General features: G+C 45.7%; 13 protein-coding genes. 1 reads left to right on the plus strand and 12 read right to left on the minus strand.

Annotated elements, in window-relative coordinates:
• Positions 1 to 89 precede the first annotated feature (89 nt).
• Entirely contained in the window at positions 90 to 518 is a 429-nt protein-coding gene (gene mntR / locus RS891_RS21185) for a transcriptional regulator MntR (RefSeq protein WP_076291863.1), read from the minus strand.
• Between the two features lie 231 nt (positions 519 to 749).
• Here mntR and splB point away from each other — a divergent pair, with 231 nt between their 5' ends.
• Complete coding sequence (splB, locus tag RS891_RS21190; protein WP_315793098.1) at positions 750 to 1,820, plus strand: spore photoproduct lyase; 1,071 nt, start codon at positions 750 to 752, stop codon at positions 1,818 to 1,820.
• Between the two features lie 147 nt (positions 1,821 to 1,967).
• On the opposite strand, the gene RS891_RS21195 is transcribed toward splB, so the two are convergent.
• The 11 genes from RS891_RS21195 to RS891_RS21245 form a co-directional block, all read right to left on the minus strand.
• Complete coding sequence (locus tag RS891_RS21195) at positions 1,968 to 2,681, minus strand: cytochrome c biogenesis CcdA family protein (RefSeq protein ID WP_113053995.1); 714 nt, start codon at positions 2,679 to 2,681, stop codon at positions 1,968 to 1,970.
• Positions 2,682 to 2,729: 48 nt separating this feature from the next.
• A complete protein-coding gene (locus tag RS891_RS21200) occupies positions 2,730 to 3,533 on the minus strand; it encodes a metal ABC transporter permease (protein ID WP_024631018.1) in 804 nt (267 codons plus the stop codon).
• 50 nt (positions 3,534 to 3,583) lie between these two features.
• Positions 3,584 to 4,342: a metal ABC transporter ATP-binding protein gene (locus RS891_RS21205; RefSeq protein WP_076291860.1), complete on the minus strand. Its 759-nt coding sequence runs from the start codon at positions 4,340 to 4,342 to the stop codon at positions 3,584 to 3,586.
• Positions 4,343 to 4,395: 53 nt separating this feature from the next.
• The gene (locus tag RS891_RS21210; RefSeq protein WP_258530692.1) at positions 4,396 to 5,379 is read right to left on the minus strand and encodes a metal ABC transporter solute-binding protein, Zn/Mn family; all 984 of its coding nucleotides are present in this window, start codon (positions 5,377 to 5,379) and stop codon (positions 4,396 to 4,398) included.
• Positions 5,380 to 5,698: 319 nt separating this feature from the next.
• Positions 5,699 to 7,750: a methionine--tRNA ligase gene (gene metG, locus RS891_RS21215; protein WP_397386966.1), complete on the minus strand. Its 2,052-nt coding sequence runs from the start codon at positions 7,748 to 7,750 to the stop codon at positions 5,699 to 5,701.
• 591 nt (positions 7,751 to 8,341) lie between these two features.
• Entirely contained in the window at positions 8,342 to 8,593 is a 252-nt protein-coding gene (gene yidD, locus RS891_RS21220; RefSeq protein WP_113053993.1) for a membrane protein insertion efficiency factor YidD, read from the minus strand.
• Positions 8,594 to 8,595: 2 nt separating this feature from the next.
• Positions 8,596 to 9,060 carry a Fur family transcriptional regulator gene (locus RS891_RS21225; RefSeq protein ID WP_113053992.1) on the minus strand — a complete coding sequence of 155 codons (465 nt, stop codon included), beginning with the start codon at positions 9,058 to 9,060 and terminating at the stop codon, positions 8,596 to 8,598.
• 375 nt (positions 9,061 to 9,435) lie between these two features.
• Positions 9,436 to 11,703, minus strand: coding sequence for a stalk domain-containing protein (locus RS891_RS21230; RefSeq protein WP_315793100.1), 2,268 nt, complete (start codon positions 11,701 to 11,703; stop codon positions 9,436 to 9,438).
• 286 nt (positions 11,704 to 11,989) lie between these two features.
• The gene (gene nagZ / locus RS891_RS21235; RefSeq protein ID WP_397386856.1) at positions 11,990 to 13,651 is read right to left on the minus strand and encodes a beta-N-acetylhexosaminidase; all 1,662 of its coding nucleotides are present in this window, start codon (positions 13,649 to 13,651) and stop codon (positions 11,990 to 11,992) included.
• A 13-nt stretch (positions 13,652 to 13,664) separates the two neighbouring features.
• The gene (locus tag RS891_RS21240; protein WP_113053989.1) at positions 13,665 to 15,299 is read right to left on the minus strand and encodes a response regulator; all 1,635 of its coding nucleotides are present in this window, start codon (positions 15,297 to 15,299) and stop codon (positions 13,665 to 13,667) included.
• Positions 15,296 to 17,137 carry a cache domain-containing sensor histidine kinase gene (locus RS891_RS21245; RefSeq protein WP_113053988.1) on the minus strand — a complete coding sequence of 614 codons (1,842 nt, stop codon included), beginning with the start codon at positions 17,135 to 17,137 and terminating at the stop codon, positions 15,296 to 15,298. Before RS891_RS21245 ends, RS891_RS21240 begins: the two co-directional genes overlap by 4 nt.
• Positions 17,138 to 17,159: the final 22 nt, after the last annotated feature.

Here is a 17,159-nt window from a genome sequence, read left to right on the forward strand (position 1 = left end):
TGCTGCCTACCGTTTTAGCGGCAGGTGCATCCTCTGATTTTGAATGGGTATTCATTGTAATTTTTTCAGTTAAGTCTGGCTTTAAAAAATTAAGATTCTGTATTGCTCATGACATCCTGAATACTTTTAAGATCACGCAGTCGAGTCTCATCCTGGCGGAAATATTCAACCAAAGATTCAATGCAGGTAATGGAATCCCAGCTCAAATGGTGTTCAATCCCTTCAACATCCTGGTAAATGTTTTCTTCCTGAACACCAATCGTCGTCAAAAATTGTTCAAGCAGATGATGGCGCTCCATCAACCGTTTGCCCATCTTTTTGCCTTTTGGCGTAAGCACCAGCCCGCGGTACTTCTCATAGATCAGGTACTCGTCTTTGTCCAGCTTTTGGATCATCTTCGTCACCGATGAAGGATGTACTTCCAAACCTTCAGCTATATCAGACACACGAGCATAGCCCTTTTCATCAATTAATTTGTATATACGCTCCAAATAATCTTCCATACTGGGCGTTGGCATCTGCTTCCCTCTCTTCTCTCTGACCGACAATATTCTTGCCTGATCACTATCTTATAATGATACATGTTATCAATACGCATTGGCAAGTCCTGCACAATTCATTCACTATTTACAGTCCATATAACACTCCTCGTCGCTTAAATTCCTCACCTTTACGCAAGTATTGGCAAGGGTGACTTATCTCTAAACGAGGCAAACTAAGCAAGGTTCCGTATTGAAAGGAGTGATTTCGTGAGTACAAGTGTAGCGCAACCACCCGTTCGCAAAGCAAAAGGCACTAAACCCTTTATTCCCGATTTGGTGTATTTTGAACCCGGCGCGCTGGAATATGAGAAAGGTAAACGGATTATGGAATGGGTTACCTCTAGGGATATCCCATATCAGATGACGACATCCCATAATCGAATTACCAATCTCCCTGGTGAAACGGAACAGGAAAAGTACCGAATGGCGAAGCGTACTCTTGTCGTCGGCGTGCGTAAAACACTCAAGTTTGACCAATCGAAGCCCTCAGCCGAATATGCCATTCCCATCTCCACAGGCTGTATGGGCCACTGTCATTATTGTTATCTTCAGACAACACTTGGGGCCAAGCCCTATGTCCGTGTCTATGTAAACACCGAAGAGATCATCGAGGCTGCTAAGGGATACATTGAGGAACGTGCACCTGAACTTACCCGTTTTGAAGCAGCATGTACATCAGATCCTGTAGGTCTGGAGCATATTACAGGAAATCTCGGTGACCTAATTCGTTTTATGGCGGAAGAGGAGCACGGACGACTTCGCTTTGTTACCAAATATCATCATGTAGATCCTTTATTAAACATCAAACATAACGGACACACTCGTATCCGATTTAGTGTGAATTCCGATTATGTGATCAAAAATTTTGAGCCAGCCACCTCAAGGTTTAATGAGCGTATTGAAGCCGCAGGCAAAATAGCTCATGCCGGATATCCGCTCGGATTCATTATTGCCCCAATTATGTGGTACGACGGATGGGAAGAAGGATATAGTGAGCTTTTACAAAAGCTTGCCGATACACTTCCCGAAGAAGCAACCAAGGATCTAACCTTTGAGATGATCCAGCACCGTTTTACCAAAACGGCAAAAGCCACCATTGAGAAGCGATACCCCAAAACCAAGCTGGAGATGGATATCGAAAAGCGGAAAATGAAATGGGGCCGCTGGGGCCAGTACAAATATGTGTATAAAGATGATCAGCAGGATGCCCTGCGGGAATTTATTACCGAGCGCATTTTTGAGCATTTCCCACTGGCCAACATTGATTACTTCACCTAAGCGTAGATCCAGCACTGGCAGCTTTAACAACAGCCATTGATTAAAAAAGCAGGTTACATGAGCCCAGAATTATTCTGGTTTTCATGTAGCCTGCTTTGTTCTTATTTAGAATAACCGTGGAGTAAAGCAAAAAACCTTGTTGATGCGCTAGATAATCATCCAGTCTGGTGTAATTTGCTGTAGCCAGATCGTAATTTTCGTCATCTGATCTGTGAATAACAGCACACCGAGGAACAACATTAATGCGCCTCCGGCTTTCATCATGATATTGGAATAACGCAAGATCCAGCGTGTAGAACCGATGAAAAAGGCCAGAATGAAGAACGGTAACGCAAATCCGGCCGTATAACCCGTAATTAAAGCCAACCAGGTTGTCGGTTCGCTCGCAGCCATCGCGATGATTGCAGTCAAAATCGGTCCAATACAAGGCGACCAGCCTGCCGAGAAACCAATGCCAAAAATAAATGAGCCTAAGTACCCCGCTGGTTTCCATTTCATATCTATCTTGCGCTCTTTCATCAGAAACTGAGGTTTGAACAAACCAAGCAGGAATAAACCCATTAACATAATCAAGATCGCAGATAATTGACGAATGAGATCACGGTTATCATTGAAAAATTGGCCAAACAATCCAGCTCCCAGTCCGAGCGAATAAAACACAGCCGAGAAGCCCAAAATAAACGCCAGCGTATGAGTCAATGTCTTGAAGCGAACTTCACGCTGATTACGCTCATCCTTCAACCGTTGTACCGTCATCCCCGTAATGTATGAAAGATACGATGGATACAGCGGAAGACAGCATGGCGATATAAACGAAGCTAATCCTGCTACAAAAGCCAGCCACACATTAACATCAGGCATGAAGCGGATGTCTCCCTTCCCTGGGGGCTCACTTGCTCACGTTCAAACTCAGGCTCGGAACCCTTTTTTTCCAATCATCGTAAGAATCAGCATCATAATAAGCAAAAGTACAATTGTTGCTCCTGGTGCAAGGTTCCAGATCCCGGCCACAACCAGTCCGATGACCACAGCAATTTCGCCAATGACCACGGACAATATAATCGCCGATTTGAAACTTCGTGCCATCAGCAGGCTTACAGCTACCGGAATGGTCAGCAGTGCAGATACCAGCAATGCACCCACGATTTTGATCGCCGTACTAATGACAAGGGCTGTCATCACGGTAATCAACATGTTAAGCAGTTTCACGGGCAATCCGGTAACCGCCGCGGCATCCTCTTCAAAGCTGAGCAGGAAAAACTCCTTATGTAACAGTGCTACAACGATGACCACGATTAGCGTGACCACACCGACCAGCTTCAAATCCGTGGAGTCTAGTGTATAAATACTGCCGAACAGGTAACTCATAACATCTGTATTATAACCTTTGCCCAGCGTGAAGAACAATGAAGCCAGCGCCACCCCACCGGACATGATTATCGCGATCGATAACTCGGCATAACTTTTGTACGCCTTGCGCAGTTTCTCTATTGCAAATGACGCAAGCACGGCAAAAATAAGCCCCACCGCAATCGGATACACTTCAATCAGGAATCCAAGTGCAACCCCGGCGATAGTTACATGAGACAAAGTATCCCCAATCATGGATAACCGGCGCAGCACCAGGAACAATCCGATTAATGGTGCGGTGATGCCGATTAGCAGTCCCCCCGCCAACGCCCGCTGAAAAAAATCACTCATTAAAATTTCCAAAACACACACGACTCCTTCGGCCTTGCTCTAATCTGGTTGCGCACTCGCGTCTAACGTACCTGGGTGGTGGTATGCTGCAAATTAGTCTCGGCGCAGTCTTCCACCTCATGGGAATGACGGACATGGAAATGTATTTTTCCGTTTGTCACTGCTGCTTTGGAACCGAGATAACTCTCCATCCGGTCCATATCATGTGATACCATCAAGAATGTCATCCGGTGGTGTTCATGCATATGGGTAATCAATTCGAAAAAGCTGGCCTGGGATTCGGCGTCGATACCCACCGTCGGTTCATCCAGAATTAGCAGGTCAGGATGATTAATAAGCGCCCGTGCCAAAAACACACGCTGTTGCTGTCCGCCGGACAGTTGTCCGATCCGTTTGTTCGCCAAATCCTCAATCCGCATCACCTGCATAGCATCTGTGCACTGCTGCTGACATTTACGAGACATTCGGCGAAACATATTCTTGTTATTATACAAGCCAGACATCACAACTTCCCGTACCGTCGCAGGAAACAATGGGTTAAACGCATTTTTTTGCGGAACATAACCAATCCGTTCCCAATCCTTGAATCGGCGGATCGACTGTCCGAATAGCTTGATATCTCCCTCAGCTGGAGGCAAAAGTCCAACCAACATCCGCAGCAATGTCGTTTTGCCCGCCCCGTTTGAACCGATAATTCCGACAAAATCCCTTTCCTGGACCATAAAATCAAGATTTTCAATTACTCGCTGGTCACCGTAGGAAAATGATAGTTTCTCGATCTCTATGATTGGATCATGACACAATGGCATGATTTGCTGCATGGCAAAGCCGCCCTTCATTATATATAAGGATCAAACGAATCCTTCAGTCTATCTTATTTTAATGCGATCAGCAGATTTTGCAAATTTTTCTCCATCAGGGTGAAATAATCATCCCCGTTGGCAGCCTGTTCTTTGGTTAAACCTTCAACCGGATTCAGGACCATAGTCTCTACACCCGCCTCATTGGCAAGAGTTTTCGCCAGTTTGTCAGATACCAGCTCTTCGAAGAAAATGTATTTAATCCCTTCATCCTTCACCAACTTGGCCAACTTCACAATATCTTGGCCTGTAGGCTCAGCATCTGGAGAAAGTCCCATAATGGCATGCTGGGTCAACCCGTAATCACGTGCAAGGTACCCAAAGGCTTGGTGCGATACGACAATTTCCTTGTTGGGTACGTTGGACAATTCATCCGTAAAGTGTTGATCCAGTGTTTCCAACTTGGTCCGCAACTCTTCATAACGTTGTTCATATCCTTCTTTATGTGCAGGGTCTACTTCAACCAAGCTGTTTTTAATATTCTCAGCCATTACCATTGCCGATTTTGGACTTACCCACGTATGAGGGTCCACATGATGGTCTGCGATGTCCTCTGCATTAGCTTCATCTGCATGTTTGTCGCTATGTTCATCCACCTGTTCTTCACCATGACCGTGTCCATCATCACCTTCAGCAGTCAATAGAGTAACCCCTTCACTGACTGCAACTGACTTCACCTTGGTATCACTATTCAGTGACTTCAGGAAGTTGGGGACCCATCCTTCCAGACCAGCACCATTGTATAGAAACAACTCGGCTTTGGATGTATTCACAATATCTTGGCTCTTCGGCGTCCAGTCATGTGGTTCAACACCAGTTGGCAGCAAATTAATGACATTTGCATCTTCTCCGCCAATAGTCGAAGTAAACGCATAGACAGGATAGAAACTCGTGATGACGTTCACTTTGCCTTCCACCAGCTTGGCACTCTCCGAATTATTCTGACCGCATGCTGACAATATGAGCAAACTAAGAACAAGCAGACCGCTGAGCAACAATTTTATATGCCTTCTTCTACCTGACACTAAAGTCCGGTTTACCTGGTCTAGATTTCTTCCATTATAAAGTTTCACTAGTATTCACTCCGCATCTCTTAATCGTAAACATTACTGAAAGAATTATAGGTAACCTGCTCGAACTTGTCAAGCCGCTCTGTCCTATTCATTCTTTCCTTGAGCACGGAGTTCATAACAGTATATGCTTGTTTTCTTCGCATCAGATCCGATTTCATCCCAAAATAAAAAGTGACCCGATTCGCATCGAGCCACCTTCTATACAACTATATAAATCAAATCCTTGGTTGCACGGGTCAAATTCTTATTTCACTTGTGCACCATTAGGCATATTATCAGGCACTGTTGCCAGTGTAAGCTGGTCGCCATGAGACGCTGCCAGGATCATGCCCTGGGACAGTTCACCGCGCAATTTCACAGGCTTGAGGTTCGTCACACAGATGACTTTGCGTCCAACCATATCTTCAGGTGAATAAAACTTCGCGATTCCTGATACAACCTGACGTTGCTCATAGCCAAGATCCAGCTGCAACTTCAGCAATTTATCGGCTTTCTTGACTGGTTCACAGGCAATTACTTGAGCGACACGAAGTTCCACTTTAGCGAAATCATCAATACCGATCTCTTCTTTGCCTTCTGGTGCTGTGACAGGTTGAGCCGCTTCCGAAGAGCCTCCAGCATCAGCTTGAGCTGCCTCAGGCTGCACTTCAGCTTTTTTGCCCCCAGTCATCGCTTCAGCAATATATGCAATCTCCTGTTCAGAGTCCAGACGCGGGAAGATTGGATCACCCTTCTGCAAAGCGTTTCCAGCCGGGATAACGCCCCATTGCTTCGCTGAATCCCAAGCCGTCAGTTCACCTTCCTGGATGCCGAGTTGTTCCCAGATTTTGCGCGGAGCACGTGTCAAGAACGGTTGCAAGAGGATGGAAGCAATCCGCAAGCTTTCAATCAGATGCGACATTACCGATGCCAGTTCATTGCGTTTCGCTTCATCACGAGCCAGAGCCCAAGGCTGAGTCTCGTCAATGTATTTGTTACTGCGGCTAACAAATTGACTGATCGCTGTTAGTGCTACGGAAAATTGCAGGTTTTCCATAGCCTGCTCCACTTTCTCCACAGCAGCAAGACCCGCTTCTTCAAGAGATGCATCAAATTCAGTTACACCAGAAGTAAATTCAGGCGCTTTGCCTTCGAAATATTTGTCCACCATGGCTACCGTACGGTTCAACAGGTTTCCAAGGTCATTGGCCAGATCGGAGTTTACACGTTCTACAAAGCTTTCTGGAGTAAATGTACCATCTGAACCAAATGGAACTTCACGCAGCAGGTAATAACGCAGTGCATCCAGACCATAACGGTCAATCAAGGTTACCGGGTCAACGACATTGCCCTTTGATTTGGACATTTTGCCGTCTTTCATCAACAGCCAACCGTGAGCGAATACTTTCTTCGGTAAAGGTAGGTCCAACGCCATCAGCATAATCGGCCAGTAAATCGTATGGAATCGAACAATTTCTTTCCCTACCAGATGTACATCTGCTGGCCAGAATTTGTTGTACAGCGATTCGTCGGATGATCCATAGCCTAGAGCCGTAATATAGTTGGACAACGCATCAATCCATACGTATACAACGTGTTTCGGATCACCTTTAACTTTGACACCCCATTCAAAAGTTGTCCGGGATACAGCCAAGTCTTCCAAACCCGGCTTGATGAAGTTGTTGATCATTTCATTTTTACGGGACTCCGGCTGAATAAAGCCTGGATTCTCTTCATAATATTTCAGCAAACGATCAGCATACTTGCTCATCCGGAAGAAGTAAGATTCTTCTTTTACCAGCTCCACCGGATGTCCGCTATCCGGACTTTTGGCCGAAATAATTTCACCATTGTCATTCTTCTCCACATCAACCAGCTGGGTTTCCGTGTAATAGGTCTCATCCGGGATACTATACCAACCTTCGTACTCACCTTTGTAGATATCCCCTTGTTTCAACAAACGGTCAAAGATATCCTGAACCACTGTTTTGTGGCGTTCTTCCGTCGTACGAATGAAGTCGTCATTGGAAATGTCCAGTTTGTTCCACAGTTCCTTGATGCCCACAACGATGTCGTCTACAAAAGCCTGCGGTGACTGTCCTTTCTCCTGTGCCTTGCGTTCAATCTTCTGTCCGTGTTCATCGGTTCCTGTTAAATAACGAACTGCATAGCCGCGCAGACGTTTGTAACGAACCATGGCGTCACCCGCTACAGTCGTGTAGGCGTGCCCGATATGCAGCTTGTCACTCGGATAATAAATCGGTGTTGTCAGATAAAATGTTTTTTGATCAGCCATAGATGACTTCTCCTCCTTCATATGGTCGTGCTTTTTCATTACATTTGCCTAAAAAAGAACACAAAAAACTCCCGTCCCTATATGGGACGAGAGTTGCTCTCACGTGTTACCACCCAAATTCCCCGTGCTTTTTGCAAACCACAGGCTCTGCCGGTCCTTCGACCGCCCATTAACGCTGGATCACGCCTCAGCCTTACGACAGCCGTACTAATCAACGTCTGCACGCTCGAAAGAGGTTCCTCCGGGACCATTTTCCATCCTCCTCCCAGACCGGTTCTCAGCTCATCCGGCTCTCTGCACTGGGGGTGTGTCTGTACTTATCCCTTCACTGGAAATCATATAGAAGTTATTCAAAAAGTCCAATTTTGATTACGAATGATGCCTAGTGGCATCATCAGCATCGAATATGAAATTCAGCCGAAATGTCCGTTACTCACGTAGTTTCCCTACGCTCCGCTACTCCATTTCTAGCTTCATCCCCTCTTCTTGGTACTGAAAACCAAACTTTTTGAACAGCTGTACATACCAAAAATATACTGAAATACTGCCTCCTTTGTCAAGTGGACAGCAATCTTAAATCAACTCAATCCGGCAAAAATGACCATTGAATTGTTAATCCGATACCATCACAGTCTTTTCAGCCTTCGGCGGCACCAGATCCACTCCACCTGGATGAAACGGATGGCATTTCGCAATACGCTTTGCCGCAAGCAATGATCCTTTGAACGCACCGTGCACCTCAACCGCCTCCATCGCGTAAGCCGAGCAAGTGGGATAGAAACGACATGTCGGCGGCTTCAAAGGAGAGATATAGCTGCGATACACCCGAATGGGAGCCTGAACCAGTCTGCGGGATAACTTCATCGTCAGTGCTTCCCGTGAGTGTGCTGATGACCAGATGACACTTTGGCCGGCATATGGTCAGCACAGTCCTTACAGTACCCGAAAACTTCAAATTTATGATCAACAACCTGAAATTGCTCAGGCGCATCTGCGAGCTGCATTGGGCAAAAAACGATTGGATATGTCTTTTGGCATTTCAGACAGATCATATGGTGGTGATGGTGATCCTCGCTGCAATGTGCTCTGAACTTCACCCCATCTTCAAAGATGACCTGCTCCAGCACACCCAATTCTTGCATGACACGCAAATTCCGGTACACCGTGTCAAAACTCAGTCCGCTGTAAGTTTTACCCATATATTCATAGACGTCCTTGGGTGTCAAATACCCAGGGGATTCAGCAAATAACCGGGCCAGTGTCTTCCGCTGATCCGTAATGCGGAGCCCCTGCGAGGACATGGTAGTAATAATCTGTTCTGTCGACAGCATGATCTAAAGCACCTCCTGTCATTCGAGCATTATGCATAACTCCCAAAGAGCGAGTTCCATTACAGCGATACTTAGAACGAAATGGTTTTATTCGTCTAGGTAATGTACCCGTTAACCTGTGGAATCAATTTATGCAAATGCTGATAATTATGCTTGATTTATATACTACTAATAATGCCTTAAATGAAGTTCATAGTCAACGAACGAACCTGGGCCCGTCGTCGCTTCAGTCACAATTAAAAAGGACCCCATGAACATGGAGTCCTTTCCTGACGGTTCAGATGTTTAATCCTTCGGGCGACTTTTGGGGTGACAGGATATATAGCATATAAGCTTTCACTCCAAACCGTCCGTTCCTGGTAAAAGGTGAAACAATTACTTCTCTGTCGGAAGCGGTGTGAACAGCAAGTTGACAGGAAGGTTGCTTCCTGGTGCAGCCGAGAACACAATCGTTACAGCTTCGCCATACGAACCTGTACGATAGAGTACACTTTGTTCATTTGGTGCACTTAAGGATTTGCTGCCATTCGAAATCTGCACAACCTGACCATTAACGAGTGCTACACCCGAGTATCTACCACCACGAGGGTTGAATGAGATCAGCGTGCGCGGAGCCACATTGTTCAGTGTGATTTTGTAAAGTACGCCGAAGTTACCTGCGTTAGAAGCTTCCGTATAGGCCATAGGGTCTGTGCCGACCAGGTTCGGGTCACTTGCATTATCCCCGAGCGGCAGACGAGCGGGCTTCGAACCTACTTCTTGGTCATACGTAATGACACGTGTTGCATTCGGATACGTACCACGGTTGTGCACACCATCACGATCCAGAACAGGCAGTGTGGACCATACAGCCATCGGATCTTTATTTTCTTCGATCATGATAATGTTATAATCCAGCCTGTAGTCGCTGAAAACATCAGAATAAAGTGAAATTACTTGCCCTTGCTTCATAGGAAGAGCATTGAGTTCAGTAAGAATCAATTTGCTCTCTCCTGGCTGCAACACAACATTCAATTTTCCAGTGCCATCTTGCATGGACTGGAACCAACGCTCAATCGATAACCTTCCGGCTACTGTTGCGAATGGCGAAGGACCCGCGAAGCCCATATTTTGCTGCTCTAGTGTTGCTGCGTACATATTATTATTCGTAGCAACAACGTACATTTTCACATTTTTACCGGTGTTATTTACATGGTGAATCATGAAACGGGTCTGACCGATTGAAGACTCTTTGTACACAATCCCTTCCGAATTAACGGTTTCTGGGCTGTTACTACGAATCAGTACACTTTGCTCATCGTAATAAGTGTACGGAACTTTCTCCATGGCAGGAACTTCACTGCCGTTGAAGCTGAACTTATCACCTACCGGCGTGAACAACTGATTAAAATCAGAGATAGTATACAGTGTTTCATTTGTGATATTGACATTCTTGGTATAGCTGTTACTAGCACCATGTTTGTCCGTAACGGTAATTGTTACTGTCTTTGGTCCCGGAACAAAGAATGCCAGAGCATTGTTTTCCCATTCGGTTTTCACAATAGCGTTTTCATCATCGGTGCTTTGATCAATATAAGTGATCTTTTCACCCATTTTGTACTCTTCCTTGTCTGTCGTAAACATCGCTACAGGGGGAAGATTCGGTTTTTGGACCTGAATCGTAACAGAGTACGGATCACTCCATTGTCCGCTTGAATCCTGGACAGCATACGTTACCGTATATGTTCCTGGTTGGTCAAACGAATCCTGACGGCCAGTCCAGCGCTCGTCTACGATGTCCAATCCCTTTGGAGAGCTGGATTTAGTGTTGTAGGTCACCGTATCTCCTACAAAAATCTCTTTTGGTACGGTGAAGCTGGCTACCGGTTTTGTATTCAGGTTCAGTACAACAGTCTTGGCAGATTGATTAACTTTATAAGTAATATTGAGTGCCTGAGTAATCGACGTCAGTGGCACCATGAACGTATTTTTTTGTTGATAGGCAGGGCCTTTCATCGTTCTGGATTCACCGTTAACAGTGTAAATGCTACTATTTGTTTTGAAGCGAAGCTCATCTTCGCCACTAATAATAATGGTTTCTTTGGTTGTATTGTCATATTTCACTTCATAACCAACCCGATCAACCAGTGCGCGGATCGCTACATAAGATACTCCATTTTTAACAGCCATCGGCTGTCCGGCAAGATATGTTTTGCCGTCTTGCACCATTTTGTTGCTGTTCATATAAAGTGTCAGATCTCCGCCTTTACTTCCGGCTACAGATTGACCACTTGTGGATGGTTGCTCTACCTCAACTGGAGCTGTTGGAACTGTTGTTTCCTCTCCCGCATCCTCTTCATCAGCAGGGTCTGTAACAGGGTCAATCGGAGTAACATCTGTACCGGTAGGTTCATTCGTCACCGGGTTTGTTCCTTCGACTGCATTGTTATCATTGTTATCAGGCTGTTTTGTATCTGACCCAGACTTTACATCCGATTCCGAGATTGTTTGTTCTTTCTTCACAACCTCCACGGATTTAACATTGGCTGTATTTGTTGTTGTTGTATCACTTTGATCGGCTGCTAGTGCATTCGCTGGAATCGCTGCAAACGCTTGGAATACAGCTAAAGTGGTAAGTATGGATAATTTCTTCTTCAAATTCATTCTTTGTCTTTGGCTCCTTCTGCTCCCATTTTATAAATATCCCCCTCAAAAAGTCATACTATTAGACGCTTAGTACCGGGAAAAGTTGCTAAAAATATTTGATAAGAATTGTAAACATTTAATAGAGCGAAAATACTATGAAAATAGTTATCTATTACACCTTCGACTCAAAACGAATTCTGTATTGCTGCCTGTCACAAATCCCAATAAAAAAATCTCTCCAAAGCATGGTTGAATAAGCACCATGCCACAGAGAGATATAGAGAATATAGAGTTTACGAATATGCTAACGTAAACTGACGGGCAAGCGTCCTGTTGGCTTCAATTCACCTGTTAAGACGAGGGACAATGCGCGAACCACTGCAGGAGTGTTCTCGTACGTACATACATAACTTCCCGGCGTCGGAATCTCCAATAGATCATATGGATTACGCAGAGCGACTACAATCAAGGAATGCTTCTCACTAAGTTTTTGAACCAAATGATGTTGTCCTTTCGGAAGATGGCCTGCGGAAGTGTAAGTACATACGATGATTTGATCTTCATCCGACACATCTTTCAGTATCTGATCCGCTTCATCATAAGTGGGCTGTGTCGTTATTTTGTGCTCCCGAACTCCGCCTCTCAGCTGCGATAACGCCACGCCAAGTGAATCTGTATGAGACCATGGTTCATCCACTTCTGTCCGCTGCACAACCTCGGGCCAGATGACATACACATTCTTCTCAGGGTTTAAGGGAAGCAATCCATCACTCTGAACTACAGTAATGCTATTGGAAGCAATCTCATCCAATCTGGATTCGATGGAGGCCAGCGACCTTGATGATTCATCTTTCTCTTTTGTTGAGAACGTGATCCCATCCTCATCAGATCCATCTGATATAGCATCATTCTCTTCCATAGAGACAAACGTATGCTTCCAATGACCACAACGCGCTGTCTTCCATGAAATAATACGTTCCAGTGCCTGGTTAATGGTGGCTTCATCCACTCGTCCAGTACGAACAGCTTCCACAACAGCTTCCACAGCCGAAATTTGATCTTGCAGTGTGTGACTGACCAGAATTAGATCGGCACCTGCCTCCACGGCACGAATGGCTGCCTCGGCCACACCATATGGCTTGGATATCGCATGCATTTCCAGACAGTCAGTAATAATAATGCCATCAAAGCCCATTTCTTCGCGTAACAGCCCCGTCAATACTTTACGGGACAATGTAGCTGGAATCGGCTCCGGTTCAATTGCCGGGAAGATAACGTGAGCTGTCATAATAGCATCCACTCCGGCCTCGATAGCGCGATGGAAAGGCAACAGCTCCACCTGATCCAGTCTGTTACGATCATGAGGTACAGTGACCATCCCCAGATGAGAATCCACCGCTGTATCTCCATGTCCGGGAAAATGTTTGGCTGTCGCAGCAACGCCTCGGGATTGATACCCTTTGATGGCTGCTGCACCATGAGCTGCTACGCTCTCCGCATTCTCGCCATAGGAGCGCACGCCGATGACCGGGTTAAGAACGTTGTTATTCACATCCAACACTGGAGCGAGGTTCATATCAATACCGATGTTTTTTAATTCATGACCTAGAATTTGTGCGCATTCAAGGGTATAGTCTGGATTCCCCGTCGCTCCCAGCGCCATGTTTCCAGGTACCTGGGTCACTCCCTCTTTGTCAATCCGGGCCACCATCCCGCCCTCCTGATCCACGGAGATCATCAGAGGTAAATCTCCGGCTTCAGCCGCGATCGATTGCAATTCGGAAGACAGTTGTTTTAACTGGTCTATGCTTGCCACATTCCGCCTGAAATAAATGACGCCTCCAACATGATAATCACGGATCAGTTGATTGATCTGTTCATCTGCATGCTGTCCATGGAATCCACACATAAACATCTGTCCTACCCGCTGTTCCAATGAAAGCTTATCGATCGAATTCATACGCATGCTTTCCTCCCCATTATGAACCTGCTCTTTGGTTTGACCTGAATTCTGATGGTTTCATGTGAAAATGTTTATGGAACACTTTGGAGAAATATCGCCGCTCCTTATACCCCGTCGCTTCTCCAATGGCTGTAATACTCCATTCCGTCGTACTCAATAATAAGGCTGCACTCTCCATCCGCTTATGGGTCATATATTCAACAAAGGTTACACCCATCTGATTTTTGAACAGCTGGCAAAAATAGCCCGGACTGATGCCCAGCCAATCAGCTACCTCATCAATGCCCAGATCACATTCCAGTCTGGCGTTCATATACTCGCACGCAGAACTGATCAGCTCCGACACAGAGGGGCGAGGTACACTTTTCTTATCATGACAAGCATAAGCAAGTGCCTCCGCCAGTTCGATTAATTCCTTGATGGAGGTTGCTGAATGCAATGCACTCCAGAAGTGCATTTCGTCCTGTTCAGCCATGACATGTACTTCGCGCAATTCACGAAGCATATGTACCAGCAGAAAACGCAGACTATTTTCGGCTACGCCATCCAGCTTACTCTTATGCTCGCTCATCCGATGTTTGAGCCGCACGAGCAGGTCTATCAATCCTTGTTTATTTCCCTGTCTGATCCAGCGGGTGATCAAGTCCAAATCCTCTTTTGTAACCCACATTGTTGTCCTGCTGGAAGGTTCTTTGGATGACATGATAGAGTGCTCAGCAGATTGTTGTTCCAGCGCATCGCTGCGCTGATTAGAATCATTCATGATCAGCAATCGCTGACAATGCCGGTATCGCTCAGCCATCTGATCATCCAGTTTCACAGGCATAACATCCTGAATGACTCTTGTCTTCATGCCTGAACCCATCTCAAATGTCGTATCTAGTTCCAATTGAACCTGTTGAGCCAGTACATCTGCTCGCAGTTTCCATTCATCTGACGCCTCCACCAACATGCACCATTCTCCCTTACGGGCCGAAATCAGCAGAGTTCCTTCACAAATCCGGTCTGTAATCTCCCTAAGTTTGGAACGGATCATTCCATGCCAGCTTTGGTGCTGTGCCCCAGACCAGCCGATCGAATGTTTGAAGTAACCCGACACATCGATAAGCAGCAGAATATACCGTAACGAAGATGCCTGTGTTTCCGGGGAAGAAGGAGGGGAAGAAAATAACGAATCCTCCTCTTTTCGCATCAGGTCAATGATATGTTTATGCTTTACCCATACTTCCATCTCCGATTTACGGTGGCGTTCAGCCTCCATTTCCAACCGTTTCTTCTGAATCTGACTGGCAAGCTCACGCAATTTCTGTTCCAGATCCAGGTAATCGATTGGCTTGCATATGTATTCATGGACATTGTAACGAATGGCTGTACGAGCATACTCGAACTGCTGATATCCTGTCAGCAAAATAATCTCACAAGTTTCTCCTTGTTCCCGCAATATTTGAATCAGCTCCAGACCATCCATAGAGGGCATGCGAATATCACATAACATGATGTCAGGGTGACATTCTGCAACTTTATCCAGTGCTTCTGACCCGCTTCTGGCCGTACCCACAATTTCAATGCCCATGTCTTCCCATGGCAAAATAAAACTCAAATTCTCCAAAATCGGCAGCTCATCGTCAACCAGCAACGCGGTTAGATTCATTCATCTTCCCCCTGCTCATATTGTGGAATAATACATTGAATGACGGTGCCATGTCCCGGAGAGGAACATATAAACACCCCATATCCGGCCCCATATTGAATCCTTATCCGATCTGCAACACTTCTTAAACCCAGCCCTCGACGCTCTGCCATTGAAGACAGCGGCTTCGTTCCCTCAGCCATGATGTATTCAGGCGGGTCTTCTGCCATGTATTCGAATCGAGCCAACATTTCCTGGGGAATACCGATACCATTGTCCTCAACTCGCAGCACCAAGTTATTCCTTTCCACAAATGCACTGATCCGAAGTATACCCTGATATTCAATTCCCTCGAACCCATGCTGAATACTATTTTCCACAAGAGGTTGAAGGGTAAGCTTGAGTATAGATGAGGTGTACAGATGAGATGGAATGTCAATCTCGTACCGGAACAAATCACTAAACCTGTAATGCTGGATCTCAAGATAACTCTGCAGGTGCCGTAACTCCTCACTAAGCGAGATCTCCTCCTGATCCTGAATACTGATCCGCAGCATATTGCCAAGACGTGTTACCATTTCACTTACTTTACGCCCTTCTCCCCTCATGGCTAGTCCGTTAATGGATTCCAGCGTATTGAATAGAAAATGAGGTTTAATCTGGGCTTGAAGCACGCGTAGTTCTGCCTTTGCCTTCTGTTCCTGCTCTGCACGCACACGTCGGAACAGACCTCCGATGCGATCCAGCAATTCATTGAACCCTTGGGCAAGCAGCTGCATCTCGTCAAAGCCACTTCCTTCGACCCGGGCATTAAAGTCTCCATCATCTACACGTCTCATGAATCGCACGAGTACCGCAATATTGCCTGTAATCCGGTTCATGAAAAACACATTGAAAACCATCGCAGCAAGCAGGCACAGCAGAATGATAATAATCGACCAACCTGCGAACACATTCGTCTCTGCCGATAATGCTTCCCATGAAGTGACACTGACCAGACTCCAGTTATAGTTTTTCAGATGATATTGTGAAATGATGCTTTCACTGCCATCGAACACTGCTCTGGTGCTGCTGAACCCTGGTCCGTAAATTCCAGAACGCACACCCAGATTCTCCATCCTTTCTCCGCTATAACGTCCAGAAGGATCGTATACAATCAGACCTTCTTCATTGATCAGCAGGAACGAAGTATCTTGTGCAGGATCACTTATTTGCAAATGGCGGAAGATGCGGTCCATCTCCCCTTTTTTAATCTGAACAACAAGAACCCCAATATTCTGAAAATAACTGAGTTCCTTGACCAACCGAATCTGAGTAAAGACAGGCTCTACGCCCGTCAGTTCAGGATATTCCAGAGGGGCCAGCCATTTGGGCACGCCGTTGAGTTCCTGGATTTCTTTGAATATTGGATGAACCTTAAATTGTTGAAAAGGAAGCGCTTGAAAATTTTCTTTCGTAAATATAGAAACAATCTGGTTATCCTGAGACGAACGCGGACGCAAATCATACAAAAAGGCATAACTGATGAACGGGTAGTTGTATAAAAGGGAACGGAAATTACGCTGGCTGGCATTCAGCGACAATTGATTACCGATTCCAAGATCCTGTTTGCTCGGATCTTTGGCGTTCAAAGCCATCTGGAATACCGATGTGGCAATGCCGTTGTCCGTGACATTGTTGATCTGCTGAAAAACATTCTCGATATTATAGCTAATCGCCTGGAGTGCATATTCAGACTGCTGATTGTATTTTTTCTCAATCGTATGTGATGTGACCAAGAACATGCCGATTCCAAGCGTGCACATCGGTACAATGATGAGCAACAGAAATGCCATGGCCAGCTTCATCCGCAAGTTCATTTCCCGTTCTCCCTATATAACG

The organism is Paenibacillus sp. BIC5C1 (assembly GCF_032399705.1).
GTDB lineage: Bacteria > Bacillota > Bacilli > Paenibacillales > Paenibacillaceae > Paenibacillus > Paenibacillus taichungensis_A.